17 protein-coding genes are annotated in these 12,776 nt (G+C 68.1%); 8 read left to right on the plus strand and 9 right to left on the minus strand.

Annotation, left to right across the window (positions count from 1 at the left end; translation table 11 throughout):
• Positions 1-10 precede the first annotated feature (10 nt).
• Positions 11-1,036, minus strand: a complete 1,026-nt coding sequence (locus RXV90_RS05300; RefSeq protein ID WP_316647365.1) for an aldo/keto reductase — start codon at positions 1,034-1,036, stop codon at positions 11-13.
• Positions 1,037-1,128: 92 nt separating this feature from the next.
• Here RXV90_RS05300 and RXV90_RS05305 point away from each other — a divergent pair, with 92 nt between their 5' ends.
• From RXV90_RS05305 to RXV90_RS05315, 3 genes are read left to right on the plus strand one after another with little or no spacing between them, the layout of a single operon-like run.
• Positions 1,129-1,935, plus strand: coding sequence for a BtpA/SgcQ family protein (locus RXV90_RS05305; RefSeq protein WP_316647366.1), 807 nt, complete (start codon positions 1,129-1,131; stop codon positions 1,933-1,935).
• Positions 1,932-3,020 (plus strand): M42 family metallopeptidase, encoded by a 1,089-nt coding sequence (locus RXV90_RS05310; RefSeq protein WP_316647367.1) that lies wholly within the window; start codon positions 1,932-1,934, stop codon positions 3,018-3,020. Before RXV90_RS05305 ends, RXV90_RS05310 begins: the two co-directional genes overlap by 4 nt.
• Positions 3,017-4,510, plus strand: coding sequence for an FGGY-family carbohydrate kinase (locus RXV90_RS05315; RefSeq protein ID WP_316647368.1), 1,494 nt, complete (start codon positions 3,017-3,019; stop codon positions 4,508-4,510). The genes RXV90_RS05310 and RXV90_RS05315 overlap by 4 nt, the downstream gene beginning before the upstream one ends.
• On the opposite strand, the gene RXV90_RS05320 is transcribed toward RXV90_RS05315, so the two are convergent.
• Genes RXV90_RS05320 through ihfB form a run of 4 tightly spaced genes read right to left on the minus strand, consistent with a single transcriptional unit; the run spans position 4,507 to position 6,265 of the window.
• The gene (locus RXV90_RS05320) at positions 4,507-4,956 is read right to left on the minus strand and encodes a GNAT family N-acetyltransferase (RefSeq protein WP_316647599.1); all 450 of its coding nucleotides are present in this window, start codon (positions 4,954-4,956) and stop codon (positions 4,507-4,509) included. The genes RXV90_RS05315 and RXV90_RS05320 overlap by 4 nt on opposite strands.
• Positions 4,956-5,591 carry a phosphoribosylanthranilate isomerase gene (locus tag RXV90_RS05325; protein WP_316647369.1) on the minus strand — a complete coding sequence of 212 codons (636 nt, stop codon included), beginning with the start codon at positions 5,589-5,591 and terminating at the stop codon, positions 4,956-4,958. The genes RXV90_RS05320 and RXV90_RS05325 overlap by 1 nt, the downstream gene beginning before the upstream one ends.
• A gap of 19 nt (positions 5,592-5,610) precedes the next feature.
• Complete coding sequence (locus RXV90_RS05330; RefSeq protein ID WP_316647370.1) at positions 5,611-5,961, minus strand: lipopolysaccharide assembly protein LapA domain-containing protein; 351 nt, start codon at positions 5,959-5,961, stop codon at positions 5,611-5,613.
• Positions 5,962-5,977: 16 nt separating this feature from the next.
• On the minus strand, positions 5,978-6,265 hold the full coding sequence (ihfB, locus tag RXV90_RS05335; protein WP_316647372.1) for an integration host factor subunit beta: 288 nt from the start codon (positions 6,263-6,265) through the stop codon (positions 5,978-5,980).
• A 332-nt stretch (positions 6,266-6,597) separates the two neighbouring features.
• Here ihfB and RXV90_RS05340 point away from each other — a divergent pair, with 332 nt between their 5' ends.
• The 3 genes from RXV90_RS05340 (at position 6,598) to RXV90_RS05350 (ending at position 8,060) form a co-directional block, all read left to right on the plus strand.
• Positions 6,598-7,014, plus strand: coding sequence for a VOC family protein (locus RXV90_RS05340; RefSeq protein WP_316647375.1), 417 nt, complete (start codon positions 6,598-6,600; stop codon positions 7,012-7,014).
• A gap of 146 nt (positions 7,015-7,160) precedes the next feature.
• Positions 7,161-7,547, plus strand: coding sequence for a type II toxin-antitoxin system Phd/YefM family antitoxin (locus tag RXV90_RS05345; RefSeq protein ID WP_316647377.1), 387 nt, complete (start codon positions 7,161-7,163; stop codon positions 7,545-7,547).
• A gap of 9 nt (positions 7,548-7,556) precedes the next feature.
• The gene (locus tag RXV90_RS05350) at positions 7,557-8,060 is read left to right on the plus strand and encodes a BrnA antitoxin family protein (protein WP_316647378.1); all 504 of its coding nucleotides are present in this window, start codon (positions 7,557-7,559) and stop codon (positions 8,058-8,060) included.
• A 10-nt stretch (positions 8,061-8,070) separates the two neighbouring features.
• Here the strand turns inward: RXV90_RS05350 and RXV90_RS05355 are convergent, their stop codons facing one another.
• A complete protein-coding gene (locus RXV90_RS05355) occupies positions 8,071-8,403 on the minus strand; it encodes a DUF6455 family protein (RefSeq protein ID WP_316647379.1) in 333 nt (110 codons plus the stop codon).
• Positions 8,404-9,639: 1,236 nt separating this feature from the next.
• On the opposite strand from RXV90_RS05355, the gene RXV90_RS05360 reads away from it, so the two are divergent.
• Positions 9,640-9,774, plus strand: a complete 135-nt coding sequence (locus tag RXV90_RS05360) for a hypothetical protein (protein WP_316647381.1) — start codon at positions 9,640-9,642, stop codon at positions 9,772-9,774.
• 6 nt (positions 9,775-9,780) lie between these two features.
• Here the strand turns inward: RXV90_RS05360 and RXV90_RS05365 are convergent, their stop codons facing one another.
• The 3 genes from RXV90_RS05365 to RXV90_RS05375 all read right to left on the minus strand — a co-directional run bounded on the left by RXV90_RS05365 (position 9,781) and on the right by RXV90_RS05375 (position 11,837).
• Entirely contained in the window at positions 9,781-10,539 is a 759-nt protein-coding gene (locus tag RXV90_RS05365) for a hypothetical protein (protein WP_316647382.1), read from the minus strand.
• Positions 10,540-10,668: 129 nt separating this feature from the next.
• On the minus strand, positions 10,669-10,944 hold the full coding sequence (locus RXV90_RS05370; protein ID WP_316647384.1) for an acylphosphatase: 276 nt from the start codon (positions 10,942-10,944) through the stop codon (positions 10,669-10,671).
• Positions 10,941-11,837 (minus strand): sulfotransferase domain-containing protein, encoded by an 897-nt coding sequence (locus RXV90_RS05375; protein WP_316647386.1) that lies wholly within the window; start codon positions 11,835-11,837, stop codon positions 10,941-10,943. The genes RXV90_RS05370 and RXV90_RS05375 overlap by 4 nt, the downstream gene beginning before the upstream one ends.
• A gap of 87 nt (positions 11,838-11,924) precedes the next feature.
• Between RXV90_RS05375 and RXV90_RS05380 the strand changes: the two genes are divergently transcribed.
• Positions 11,925-12,746 (plus strand): class I SAM-dependent methyltransferase, encoded by an 822-nt coding sequence (locus tag RXV90_RS05380; RefSeq protein WP_316647388.1) that lies wholly within the window; start codon positions 11,925-11,927, stop codon positions 12,744-12,746.
• The last annotated feature ends 30 nt before the right edge of the window (positions 12,747-12,776 follow it).

Here is a 12,776-nt window from a genome sequence, read left to right on the forward strand (position 1 = left end):
GCGCCGCCCCTCATACCGGCGCGTCTTCGCGCAACAGCCCTTCGGCCTTCAGATCGGCCCAAAGCGCCGCCGGCACCTCCGCCCGCGCGGCCTCCAGGTTCGAGGCCATTTCCGCCGGCCCCTGCCCGCCCGGGATGACCGAGACGACGGCGGGATGCCGCAACGCGAACTGAAACGCGGCATCGACAAGCCGCACCCCGTGCCGGTCGCACACCGCCTCGATCCTGGCCACCCGCTCCAACACATCCCCGGGCGCGGGATCGTAGTTGTAGAACGCCCCGGGCGTCGCCCCGGTCGCGAGTATCCCCGAATTATAGGGCCCGCCGATCACCACCCCGATCTCCCGCTCCACGCACAGGGGCAGCATGGAATGCAGCGCCTCCTGTTCCAGAAGCGTGTACCTGCCTGCCAGCAGGAAGATGTCGAAATCCCCCCGCTCGATCATCCACTGGCAGGGCTGCCATTCGTTCACCCCCGCCCCGAAGGCGGCGATCACCCCCTGGTCGCGCAGCTCCGTCAGCGCCTTGTAGCCCCCCGCCATCAGCTCTTCGAGCTTCGGTTCCAGGTTGGCCCAGGAGCCGTGGTTGAACACGTCGAGATCATGGGCAAAGAGGATATCCACCCGGTGCGTCCCCAGCCGCTCCAGCGAAAACTCCAGCGACCGCATCACCCCGTCATAGGTGTAATCGTAAACCTCGTTCCGCGCGGGCACGTCGAACCACTTTCCGAACCCGTCGCGTTTGTCGGGCGTCGTGGGCTTCAAGAGCCGCCCGATCTTCGTCGACAGCACATACGCGTCGCGCGGCTTGTCGCGCAGAAACCGGTTCAGCCGCGTCTCCGACAGCCCCAGCCCGTAAAGCGGCGCGGTGTCGTAATAGCGCACCCCCGCCTCCCAGGCGGCATCGAGGATCGCATCGGCCTCCGCATCCGTAATCGCCCGGTAGAGGTTGCCGAGAGGGGCTGTGCCGAACCCAAGCTCGGTGAATGTCAGCCCGCCATTGCCCAGCCTGTCCCATTTGCGTGTTTTCAGCGTCATTTCAGCGCCTCCCCCACTTGCGTTACTAACATGCTAGTATGAAACTGGTGCCAGACCCAAGAGGGACGGGTACTTCAAAAGGACAGGTGCCGATGACGGCCTTTGAAAAAACCTTCGGAACCGCGAAGCCGGTGATCGGGATGGTCCACCTCGGCGCGCTGCCCGGCACGCCGCTTTACGATGCCGGGGCCGGGGTCGCGGGCCTCGTCGCCGCGGCCCGCGCCGATCTGCACGCGCTTCAGGCGGCGGGCTTCGACGCGGTGATGTTCGGCAACGAAAACGACCGGCCCTATGAATTCGCCGTCGATACCGCCTCGACCGCCACGATGGCCTATGTGATCGGGCAGCTTCGTTCCGAAATCACCCTGCCCTTCGGCGTCAACGTGCTGTGGGATCCGATGTCGACCGTGGCGCTTGCCGCCGCCACCGGCGCGGCCTTCATGCGGGAAATCTTCACCGGCACCTATGCCTCCGACATGGGCCACTGGGCCCCCGATGCCGGGAAGGCGATGCGCTACCGCAACCGGCTTGGCGCGGGCGAGGCGCTGATGCTCTACAACGTGTCGGCCGAATTCGCCCATTCGCTCGACCGAAGGCCGCTCGCCGATCGCGCGCGCTCGGCCGTCTTCTCGTCGATCCCCGACGCGGTGCTGGTCTCGGGCCAGATCACCGGCGAGGCGGCGAAGATGGAAGATCTGGAGGCCGTGAAGGCCGCGCTTCCGGGCACACCCGTCCTCGCCAATACCGGCGTGAAACACGATACCGTGGCCGATGTGCTCGCACTGGCCGATGGCTGCGTCGTGGGCTCGGCCCTGAAAGTGGGCGGCGACACGTGGAAACCCGTCGATCCCGACCGCGCCGCCGATTTCATGGCCCGCGCGAAGGCCGCCCGCGCATGACCCTCCGCGACGATCTCACCGCCCTCATGGGCATTCCCGGCCTTTCGGGCCACGAAGATCGCGTCCGCCGCTGGATCGCCCAACGCCTCCGCGTGCCCACCGAAACCGATACCCTCGGCAACCTCTGGGCCACGCTTCCGGGCGACCCCGGTCTGCCCTCGGTGATGCTCTTTGCCCACATGGATCAGCTTGGCTTCATCGTGCGCCGGATCGACCCCGGCGGCACGATCGGGATCGAGCGCATGGGCGGCGTCCCCGAACGCGCGCTGCCGGCGCAGGAGGTGATCCTCTGCGTGGGCGAGGGCCGCGACGTCTATGGCGTCATCGCCAACAAAAGCCACCACGCCACCACGCCGGACGAGAAATACACCGTCCTTCCGGTGCCCGAACTTTACATCGACGCGGGGCTTTCCAGCGCGGCAGAGGCGGACGCGGCGGGCATCAGGATCGGAACCCCCGTGGTCTACGCGCCCGGCGCGGTGCCGATGGGCGACCACCTGATCGCCGGCCCCGCCATCGACGACCGCGCGGGCTGCGCCGTTCTGATCGCGCTTATCGAACGGCTCGCGGGTAGCCCCGCCCGCCCGACGATCCACGTCGCCTTCACCGTGCTCGAGGAATTCAACCTGCGCGGCGCGGCCCCCCTGGCCGAGCGGCTGAAACCCGACATGGCGATCCAGATCGATCTGATGCTCGCCTCCGACACCCCAGACATGGCGGGGCGGGGCGAGATGATCCTCGGCGGCGGCCCGGGCATCAGCCTCTATTCCTTCCACGGGCGCGGCACCCTCAACGGCGTGATCCCCCACCCCGCCATGGTCGCCCTGATGGAAGGCGCGGCGGAAACGGCGGGCCTGCCGCTGCAGCGCTCCGCCTCGACCGGGATCCTGACCGATCTGTCCTACGTGCAGCTCACCAACGGCGGCACGGCGGCGATCGACGCGGGCTACCCGATGCGCCATTCCCACTCCGCCCGCGAAATCTGCGACCTGCGCGATCTCGACGCGCTGACGACGCTTCTGCACACCGCGCTTCAGGCCATCGGCCCCGGTTTCACCCTCGACAGGGACGCATACACCCGATGACCTGCTTTCTCGGCGTCGATATCGGCACCTACCAGACCAAGGGCGTACTGGTGGACGAAAGCGGCACCATCCTGGCCGAGGCCCGCCGCGACCACGACATGATCGTGCCCCGCCCCGGCTGGGCCGAACACCGGGCGGAGGAAGACTGGTGGGGCGATTTCGTCCACGTCACCCGCGCGGTGCTGGCCCAATCCGGCATCCCGGCGGAAGAGATCGCGGCCGTCGCCTGTTCCGCCATCGGCCCCTGCATGCTGCCGGTGGATACGCAGGGCGCGCCGCTCATGAACGGCGTCCTCTACGGCGTCGATACCCGCGCGGCGGCGGAAATCGACGAGCTGACGGCCCGGATCGGCGCCGATACCATCCTCGCCCGCTGCGGCAACGCGCTCACCTCGCAATCCGTGGGGCCGAAGATCCTCTGGCTGCGCCGCACTCACCCCGAGATCTGGGAAAAGACGGCGACGATCCACACCTCCACCAGCTTCCTCGTCCACCGCCTGACGGGCGAGATCGTGATCGATCACTACACCGCCGCCAACACCTCGCCCCTTTACGACGTCGCCACGCAGGACTGGACGTTCGACCTTGCGGGCGACATCTGCGAACCGCGCCACCTGCCCCGCCTGCTCTGGTCGGGCGAGATCGCGGGCGAGGTGACAGAGGCCGCAGCCGAGGCCACCGGCCTCGCCCCCGGCACCCCCGTCACCACCGGCACCATCGACGCGGCGGCAGAGGCCGTCAGCGTCGGTGTCCGCCATGCGGGCGACCTGATGATGATGTACGGCTCCACCATCTTCATCATCGAGGTCACCGATGCCCGCGTCTCCGACCCGCGCCTCTGGTACGCGCCCTGGCTCGCGCCCGGCACCCATGCCTCCATGGCCGGCCTCGCCACCTCGGGCACGCTCACGCACTGGTTCCGCGATCGCTTCGCGCAGGAGCTTCCCCGCGACACCGCCTTCCCCACGCTGGCGGCAGAGGCCGCCGCGTCGCCGCCGGGCGCGAACGGGCTTCTGCTCCTGCCCTACTTCTCGGGCGAACGCACCCCGATCCACGATCCGCTGGCCAAGGGCGCGCTCTTCGGGCTCGACATGACCCACACGCGGGGCGACATCTACCGCGCGATCCTCGAAGGCATCGCCTATGGCACGGCCCATGTGACGGAAACCTTCGCCGAGGCGGGCGCCGCCCCCGCCCGCATCCTCGCCGTCGGCGGCGGGGTGCAGAACGAGGTCTGGCTGCGCGCCACCTCCGACATCACCGGGCTCACGCAGATCGTCTGCGATAAGACGGTGGGCGCCAGCTATGGCGACGCCTTCCTGGCCGCCTGCGCCGTCGGCGCGGCGGAACCGGGCGATATCGACCGCTGGAACCCGCCCGCGCGCGAGGTGCCGCCCGAAGATCACCCGGCCTACGCCACGCAGTTCGCGCTGTTCAAGAAGCTCTACCGCGACACGAAGGACATCGCCCACGCGCTGAAGGGGAGCTAGGGCCCCAGCACCCGCTTGAAGCCGATATGGCTCGGGGTATAGCCCAGCCTGTCATAGAAAGCGCGCGCCCGGCTCCGCTCCGCCGTGGTCGTGAGCTGCAGCATCCCGCAGCCCGCCGCTTGCGCCCGCGCCTCCGCATCCCGCATCAGGCTGTGGCCCAGCCCCTGCCCGCGCCGGTCCGCGGCCACCCGCACGCTTTCGATATTCGCCCGCCGCATGCCCCGGTGGCTGAGGCCCGTGATCAGCGTCAGCTGGTAGGTCGCGACGATCCGCCCATCCTCGACCCCCACGATCAGGTGATTGGCGGTCTCCCCCGCCATCGCCTCGAAGGCCGCAAGATAGGTGGCCTCTTCCGCCGTCTCCCGCGCCGCGCCGAAGGTGTCGTCCCTCAGAAGCGCGACGATCGCGGGCACGTCCTCCCGCGTGGCATCGCGGAAGGTCACAATCACCGCGCGGCCTCCACGAAGGCGCGCATCAGATCCGCGTCCTTCTCCCCCGGCGCCCGCTCGACGCCCGAGGCCACGTCGACCTGCCGCGCGCCGGTCAGCCGGATCGCCTCGGCCACGTTTTCGGGCGTCAGCCCGCCCGCCAGCATCCACGGGATCGGCCAGCGCCTCCCCTCGAGAAGCCGCCAGTCGAACGGCACGCCGTTGCCGCCCGGCAATTCCGCGCCCTTCGGCGCCTTCGCATCCACAAGGATCTGGTCCGCCACCGGCAGATGCGCATCAAGCCGCGCAAGATCCGCCGCGTCGGCCAGCCCCACCACCTTCATCACCGGCAGGCCGTAACGCGCGCGCACCTCCGCCACCCGTTCCGGCGTTTCCGATCCGTGAAGCTGAAGCATGTCCAGCGGCACCGTCTCGGTCAGCCGGTCCAGCAGCGCGTCACCCGCATCCACCACCAGCGCCACCTTCGCGATCCCGGGCGGCACCTCGACGGCCAGATCGCGCGCCTCTTCCGGCGTCACGAAGCGCGGCGATTTAGGAAAGAAGTTGAAGCCGAGATAGGCCGCCCCGGCATCCACCGCCGCGCGCACGTCTTCCGCCGTGCGAAGCCCGCATATCTTGACCCGGATCTGCATGGGGGCTGGCCTAGCGCGGTCAGCTCGCCTTGTCGAGAAGCGCCAGCACGTCGTCGCCCGATCCGTCGGCGGGCGTCTTCAGCCGGTCCACTTCCTTTTCCAGCCGCTCGCGCTCGCGCCGGTGGTGGCTCGCCGCCGCCCGGTGCTTGTATTCGCGCATCCATTCCCAGACGAAGCCGATCAGAAGCCCGACCACGATGCTCGCAAGGATCACCGCGAAGATCGGCAGCGTGACCTGCGCGTTCCAGCCCGCGAAGGCGGCCAGCTCTTCGGGCAGAACCGTCAGCGTCACCGGCCCGCGATTGGCGAGCGCGACGATCAGCAGGATAAGGCCGACGGTGGCGAGAAACAGGTAACGGATGTAACGCATGTGTGGGGGCAGCCCTTCAGTGATCGTCCGAATTCAGGCGGTCGCGCAGAAGTTTCCCGGTCTTGAAGAAGGGCACGTGCTTTTCCTCGACCTCGACGGCCTCGCCGGTGCGCGGGTTGCGCCCGATCCGCCCGTCGCGCTTCTTGACCGAAAACGCCCCGAACCCCCGAAGCTCCACCCGGTTGCCATGCGCCATGGCGTTGATGATCTCTTCGAAGATGGTGTTGACGATCCGCTCGACGTCGCGCTGGTAGAGGTGGGGGTTTTCGTCCGCAATCTTCTGGATCAACTCCGAACGGATCATGGATAACCTCCCTTGTGAGGCGCCCTTTTTGGCAGCGGCGCGCCCTTGTTGATGGGCAGACTATAGGCCCAATTGCCAAAACATTAAACGGTGAGAGACAGGCCGGAGCGATGAATCTGCCCCGTAAATAGCTGAGATGGGGCGGATTTCGGCGCACCGGCCTGCAAACGATCCGCTTTTGGCCGCGCGGCCCCGCCTTTTCCGCTCCCCGGCCGCGGGTGTGATTCGGCGCGCCCGGTCTGCGCTCCCGGCACCCCGGAAAATCCCGGTCGTCCCTCTGCCGGACATGCCCTAGGCTGGCCCCCGAACCACCCCATCCGGAAGGAGCCCCGATGTCCTGGTCGATCCATCACGTGAACCTCGAAGCGAAAGACGTCCGCCGCGCCGCGCGGTTCTACGAAACGATCCTCGGCATGACGGAGGTGGCCTGGACGTTCCCGCCCGCCCGCGGCTACATCCCGGCAGAGCCCGACAGGCTCGCCCTCTTCGGCGACCGGCGGCAAAGCCACACGGGGCTTCACCTCATCAAGGCCGATCCCGATTTCGCCCGCCGCAACAACCTTGGCCACAACCCTTCGGTCGGCGGCCACGTGGCGATCGAGGTGGATGATCTCGAGGCGGTCCTCGCCCGGCTTCGCGCCGCCGGCATCCCCTATTCCGACGCCGGCGTCTTCGCGATCCCGAACCTGCGCAACGTCTATGTCGAGGATCCCGAAGGCAACCTTTTGGAGATCAACCAGCGGGTCTGAGAAACGTACAATCCCGCCCCGCAAACACCGCAGGCCATGAGCGGGGGCAGGACGCGCTTTGTACAAAACCGTACGCAGCGCTCGCCATGTATTTACGAATTCCGGCCACCTTCCGGCGTAGGGAACCGCGCATGAAGGAGGCCAGAATGGGAGGCCGCATTTCCACCTCGGAAGTCCGCAAGCGGATGTCCGAAGCCCTTGATATCCTGTCCGAGCCGGATCGCTGGATCATCATCACCCGCCATGGCGAACCGGTGGCGGCGATGGTTTCGATCAACCTGATCTGGTCGCTGCTCGAGGCCGCGAACGGCGGCGGCGGACGGCTCCGCTACACCGCGCCGGACGGCATCGGCACGGCGATCGAAACCGGATCGGCCCGCGCGCCGGAACACAAATCCATGTTTGGCCCCCGGGGGGCCCCGCCCCCGCTTCAGATCGAGATCGCCGACGCCCCCATGCCCGATGTCGACGAACTCCTCCGCCGGATCGACAGCCTTCAGGGCGACATGCGCGCCGAACCCTTCGCCAGCTGACGCGCCGCCATGATCCAGCCCCCCATCAAGAAGAAGACGGCGCCGAAGAAGCCCACCGGCCCCGTCGGGCCGCGCCTCACGCCGCGGCAGCGGCTGGAATACCGCTTCATGCGCGACCAGATGCTGCAATTCGAATGGGATCTGCGCCACGCGGTCCTCGACGGGCGGATCGTGCCCAGCGCCTGGCACGGTCTGCTGGCAAGCGAACCGCCCCAGGCCAAGACCCGCGTGACGATCCGGCTCGATGCCGATCTGGTGAAGTTCTTCCGCACCTACGGCACGGGGTGGCAGCCGCTTCTGAACTCCGTCCTGCGCGCCTATCTGAAGGCCCGCATGGCCAGCCTGATCGACGGGCCGGAAAGCCTTGAAAGCCTCCTGGCCGGGATCGGCGAACGGCCCGAGATCGGCCGCTTCGAAAAGCTGATGTTCGGAGACGACGCGTTCGGCGGCGGCGAAGACGACGAGGACGACGACGGGGAAGAAGAGGACGACGGGGAAACCGACGGCGCCTAGCGCCCGGCCCTCACTCGTTCACCGCTTCCAATACGCGCTCCGGCCGGGCGGCCCGCCCCGCGCTGCACTGCGCCGCGTTCGCCTCCTGCAGACTACCGAAGGCCTCCCGCGCCCGGCAAAAGAGCGGCACGCCCATCTGCCCCTGGTCGAGCCATCCCGCGCACAGATCGGTGCGCGTGCAGGCCGCACAGCCCAGAAGCGTCTGGCGCAGCTCCTCGACATGGCCGCACAGCGCATCGGTCTCGTCCTCCACCGCCTGAAGCCCCAGCGCCGCCAGCATCCTGCGCCTGAGCGCCATCCGCCGGTCGAAGGATCGCTCCACATGTCGCAAGAGGCCCGTCATCTGGCGCCCATCGGCATCCTGGATCCGGCCATGATCCTCTCCCCGTTCCCGCGCCGCCGGGCCGCTTATGCCGGGCCGGTGACGGGATGGTTTTTACTGTCCCGCCTGTCAACTTTTCCTGACATTTAGTCTGTCGTCAATTCTTGACATTCAGGGCGAATCTGGAATTCCCCTGCGCCCCCTCCCGCTAGATTTGCCACACACCCCGGAATGTTGCGGAATTTCGGAAAAAGCATACGAGATTTTGTTTGCTTTCGCCGGGGGAGCGCGCTACCTCTCCCCTCACAGGTGCATAGACGCGGTAAACATGCATCAGCTGACGCTGAGCGGGGCTCGGGGGCAACATGCCATCCGAGCCCCGTGTCGTTCTGGAGTGTGTGGGGGTACCAGGTGAACCAAGACCGTCGGGTTCCCGCGAAGGGAAACAGGAAAAGGCGCCAGGTGCTCAGACGCGGTCCTCGCATCGCCCCCTTGCGGAGGCCCCTGACGCCTTCCTGAACCTGTTCACCCGAGGGTGTCTCGGCCCAGTTGCGCCGACCCGTCGCCAGGCCTGCGCGATCCTTCCGGGGCCGAAGCCTCTTCCGGATCACCGCTGCGCACCTTGCGGCCCGCCGCGGCTGCCGGTCCCGACCCGAAGGCCTGACCCGGCGCGCCCAAGTCCCGGTCTGCCGGCCTTCCACGGACACTCCGAAGAGCCCCGCTTCCGCCCGGCCTCCCAGATCCTTCGCGATCCGCCCCGGACACATGTTCCGGTTTGGTCCGCTCCGGCTCCCGTGGGGCCTTTTGCGCCCCGCCCCGTCGCTTGCGCTTCGTTGCGGTAGAAACACCTTCCCACCAGCCCCTCGATCCCGCAACAAAAAAGCAGTGCAGCATGAAAATTTACTGGGGATAAGGTGTTGATATCACTTGGGGATTTCCTGTGGATAAGTGCGGATTCTGATGCAGTTCCGCACCCTTGCCACGGGATGACACCGGCCCGGCGCCCGCGCCCGCCAGACCCGCGTTTTCTGCACCTGCGAAGGCCGCAATGGCGGCGCCTCACCGCCCAGAGGCGCGACTCACCCCGGGGCGCGCCCGTGCCGTCTCCGGCCACCCCCGCACCCGGAACAAAAGCGCCGGCCCCGCACCTCCATCGCGTCACCCATTTCCCGCGCCCGGCGCCAAACTGCCGCGCGCATCTTGCCCCCCGGCCCGATCCGCCCCATCTTCGCCCCAGCACGCATCCGGAGACCGCCCATGCCACGCGCCCTGACCCTCGCGCTTCTCGCCAGCCTCGCGCTTTCGGCCTGCACCCCGGTGGTCGTCGGCGGCGCGGCCTATGTCATCGCCGATCAGGTGATGGAACAGGACGGCGACGACGGGCTGTTCTGAGCAGGCCTAATCCGATACCAACGGCGGAAGCCCGAGACGGCTGCGAACCTCCGCGTAATCCACCGCCTCTCGTACGATCTCGCTAGCCCTTGCATTCCGAGCATAGACATCTGGCGGCAGCGTCTTCTTGCGCGCAACCTGGCTTTCCCGCCCGAAAGCCAGCACGGCATCGAGCGCGGCCCGGTCGGAAAACCGATGCTCCAGCCCGAAGAACGGCAGAAGATCCTCGTTCACCATCGCAAGACCATCCGGCGAGACAAGATCCTCGAAGCCCAGCACAAGCTTTGGCAAATCACTCGCCGCGCAGCGGTCGACCAGTGCCATCCAGTGCGCAAGCTCGCCAAACAGCATGCTCTCCAGCCGCCCGGGCCGGGCCATCCGCCGCCGCTGCCTAAGCCGCGACACCCCGCGCGCTTCGTCCAGAGACCGCACCATCTGCGACACCACGCATTTCGCCGGGTCGCGAATGACAAGACAGATCCGCTCCACCTCCACCCCGCCGCGCCGCAAGGCAAGCTCTTCGGACACCCAGTGGATCTTCTGGGCAATCGGTGCCTCCGCTTCCCGTGCAAAGGGCGTTTCCGCGCTCGGGGGAAACCGGTCGCGGATCGGCGTATCCGCGGGATTGCCGGGGCACCCCAGTGTCGGCCGCCCGCTCGCCGCCTCCAGCACGGCGCGCACCATGTGGCTGCCGCTTCGGGGGTAGGACATCAACAGCGCAGTCACGGCGTCGCGGCGCCACGAATGAAGGGGGATGAAGGCCACGGGGGCCGCCCGAATTGTATCATGACACGCTCGTCCTGCCGAATGGGTCGCGGCGAAGGCTATTGGCTAAGGCGGCGCTGAGCAAGGAAAGGGCGGCCCGCCTCAACGCTTCCCCGGAACTAGTCACCCCTACCGCAAAATCTCGAACCCCGCGCAGCCCACAGGCTCCGACGGCTCCGTCTCCAGCCCATGCACCGCCGCATGGCGCGGGCCCTCGTGCATCGCCGCCAGCATCGCCTGCACCGCCTCTTCGCGCCCTTCGAGATGCGCGGCCACCGATCCGTCGGCACAGTTCTCCACCCAGCCCCGCACGCCAAGCTTCCGCGCCGTCTCCCGCGTCCAGGCGCGGAAGGCCACGCCCTGCACCCGGCCCGCCACACGAACGAACACCGCCACCTCGGTCACAGCCGCCCCGATCCCCGTTCCAGCCAGCGCCGCAACTCCGGGTCGGGCACTGCCGCCGCCATCCGGTCCTCGTAAAGCGCGAGATCGGCTTCCGACAGCAGCCCCGCCCATTTCTCCGTTCCGCCCGAGTGGAAGAACGCCGCCTCGTCGTGCCAGAAACCCTTGCCGCTTGCGGGCACGTACCGCGCCGCGGCATCGCGCATCGCCGCCAGCGTCGTCGCTTCCGCCACCCGCGCGATCGCGTCCTCCCCCGCGCCGATCCGAAGCGCCCGGTCGAGATGCGCGACGATCGCCGGCCCCGCCGCCACCATATCGGCATAATGCAGGCACACGAGATCGGCGAACCGCCCCGACGCCACCGTCTCGCGGTAATGCAGCGCGAAGATCTCCACCGAATCGTGGTCGATATCGTCCACCGTCGCCCGGTCGGTCAGGAAATCGTGCACCGCCACGCTCATCTCCCGCGCCATCGGGTGATCGGGGCGCGATTTCATGTTGAGCGCGTGGTTCCTGAGCGAGATGAAGATATCCAGCGGATGGCGATAGACCGCGACAACGCTCACCCCCTCCCAGACCGGCACGCCGTCGCCCGGCGTATGGGTCTTCACCACCCGCCGCCCGGGCTGGCGATCAAGGTCGCGCGCCACCTCTTCGGCGGGCGTTCCCAGATCGGCATCGATCCAGGGCGAGATCTCGTTCAGCGGACGGTCGAGATCGGCCCCGCCGTTCAGAAGCATCGCGATCATCGTCTGCGTCCAGGTCGTCCCCGCCTTCGAGGGCGTGCAGACAAGGATATCCCCCCGCCGGGGCCGCCACGCCGCCCAGCGCGACGGGTCGGTTCGCGAACCGCTATAGGCCCGCAGCGCGGGCGAGATCATGGGCGCATCCCTCATGGTGCGGATGATTCCACCCTCTGCGGCGCCGTGCAAGCCGATGCATCCGGGCCTGACAGCGGGGCGCGCCCGTGGCAGGCTGCGCCCATGGCAGACCCGGCCCCCCTCAGCACCCCCGCCCCCTGGAACAGCGTCGCAGACGGCTATTCCGAAACGACGATGCGGTTGTTCTCAAGCTATATCGACCGCGCGCTCGACCTGCTCGATGTCAGGGCCGAAGAGCATGTGGCCGATATCGCCTGCGGCCCCGGCACCCTCGCGCTGGCGGCGGCGGCGCGCGGCGCCACGGTCGCGGCGCTCGATTTCGCGCCCGGGATGATCCGCGTCCTGAACGCCACCCTTGCCGAACAGGGGCTCACCGGCGTCACCGCCACCGAAGGCGACGGCCAGAACCTGCCCTATGCGGCCGCAGGCTTCGACGCCGCCTTTTCGATGTTCGGGCTCATGTTCTTCCCCGACCGGGCACGGGGCCATGCCGAACTCTTCCGCATCCTGAAACCCGGCGGCCGCGTCTGCGTGGCAAGCTGGGCGCCGGTGGATCAGTCAAGCCTCATGACGGCCCTCTTCGCGGGGCTGAAGGCGATGAAGCCGGATCTGCCCGCCCCCGATCCCGACATGGCCTCGCTGGAAAACCCCGATGTCCTGAGGGCCGAGCTTCAGGGTGCGGGCTTTGCCGATGTCACCGTCCACCGGATCAGCGACACCGCCACGCTCGCCTCCGCCGAAGCGCTCTGGAGCGACATGGAAAAGGGCGCCGTCCCCGTCCGGATGATGCGCGAGGCGCTGGGCGAAGCCACCTGGACGGCCCGCCGCCCGCAGGCCCTCGCCGCCCTCGACCGCACCGCCGGCCCCTTCCCCGCATCGCTCTCCATGACCGCCTGGATCGGCACTGGGCGAAAGCCGGGCTAGGGCCTCTCGCGGACGCTTGCCAACCCCCGC

The sequence above is a fragment of the Ovoidimarina sediminis genome, assembly GCF_032586175.1.
GTDB classification, from domain to species: domain Bacteria; phylum Pseudomonadota; class Alphaproteobacteria; order Rhodobacterales; family Rhodobacteraceae; genus Ovoidimarina; species Ovoidimarina sediminis.

Excerpts from the sequence above, each read along its gene's own strand:
- RXV90_RS05350 (WP_316647378.1), top strand. The coding sequence starts at position 7,557 with ATGATCCAGCCCCCCATCAAGAAGAAGACGGCGCCGAAGAAGCCCACC.
- RXV90_RS05380 (WP_316647388.1), top strand. The coding sequence starts at position 11,925 with ATGGCAGACCCGGCCCCCCTCAGCACCCCCGCCCCCTGGAACAGCGTC.
- RXV90_RS05375 (WP_316647386.1), bottom strand. The coding sequence starts at position 11,837 with ATGAGGGATGCGCCCATGATCTCGCCCGCGCTGCGGGCCTATAGCGGT.
- RXV90_RS05310 (WP_316647367.1), top strand. The coding sequence starts at position 1,932 with ATGACCCTCCGCGACGATCTCACCGCCCTCATGGGCATTCCCGGCCTT.
- RXV90_RS05345 (WP_316647377.1), top strand. The coding sequence starts at position 7,161 with ATGGGAGGCCGCATTTCCACCTCGGAAGTCCGCAAGCGGATGTCCGAA.
- RXV90_RS05315 (WP_316647368.1), top strand. The coding sequence starts at position 3,017 with ATGACCTGCTTTCTCGGCGTCGATATCGGCACCTACCAGACCAAGGGC.
- RXV90_RS05355 (WP_316647379.1), bottom strand. The coding sequence starts at position 8,403 with ATGACGGGCCTCTTGCGACATGTGGAGCGATCCTTCGACCGGCGGATG.
- RXV90_RS05305 (WP_316647366.1), top strand. The coding sequence starts at position 1,129 with ATGACGGCCTTTGAAAAAACCTTCGGAACCGCGAAGCCGGTGATCGGG.
- RXV90_RS05330 (WP_316647370.1), bottom strand. The coding sequence starts at position 5,961 with ATGCGTTACATCCGTTACCTGTTTCTCGCCACCGTCGGCCTTATCCTG.
- ihfB (WP_316647372.1), bottom strand. The coding sequence starts at position 6,265 with ATGATCCGTTCGGAGTTGATCCAGAAGATTGCGGACGAAAACCCCCAC.
- RXV90_RS05325 (WP_316647369.1), bottom strand. The coding sequence starts at position 5,591 with ATGCAGATCCGGGTCAAGATATGCGGGCTTCGCACGGCGGAAGACGTG.
- RXV90_RS05300 (WP_316647365.1), bottom strand. The coding sequence starts at position 1,036 with ATGACGCTGAAAACACGCAAATGGGACAGGCTGGGCAATGGCGGGCTG.
- RXV90_RS05340 (WP_316647375.1), top strand. The coding sequence starts at position 6,598 with ATGTCCTGGTCGATCCATCACGTGAACCTCGAAGCGAAAGACGTCCGC.
- RXV90_RS05360 (WP_316647381.1), top strand. The coding sequence starts at position 9,640 with ATGCCACGCGCCCTGACCCTCGCGCTTCTCGCCAGCCTCGCGCTTTCG.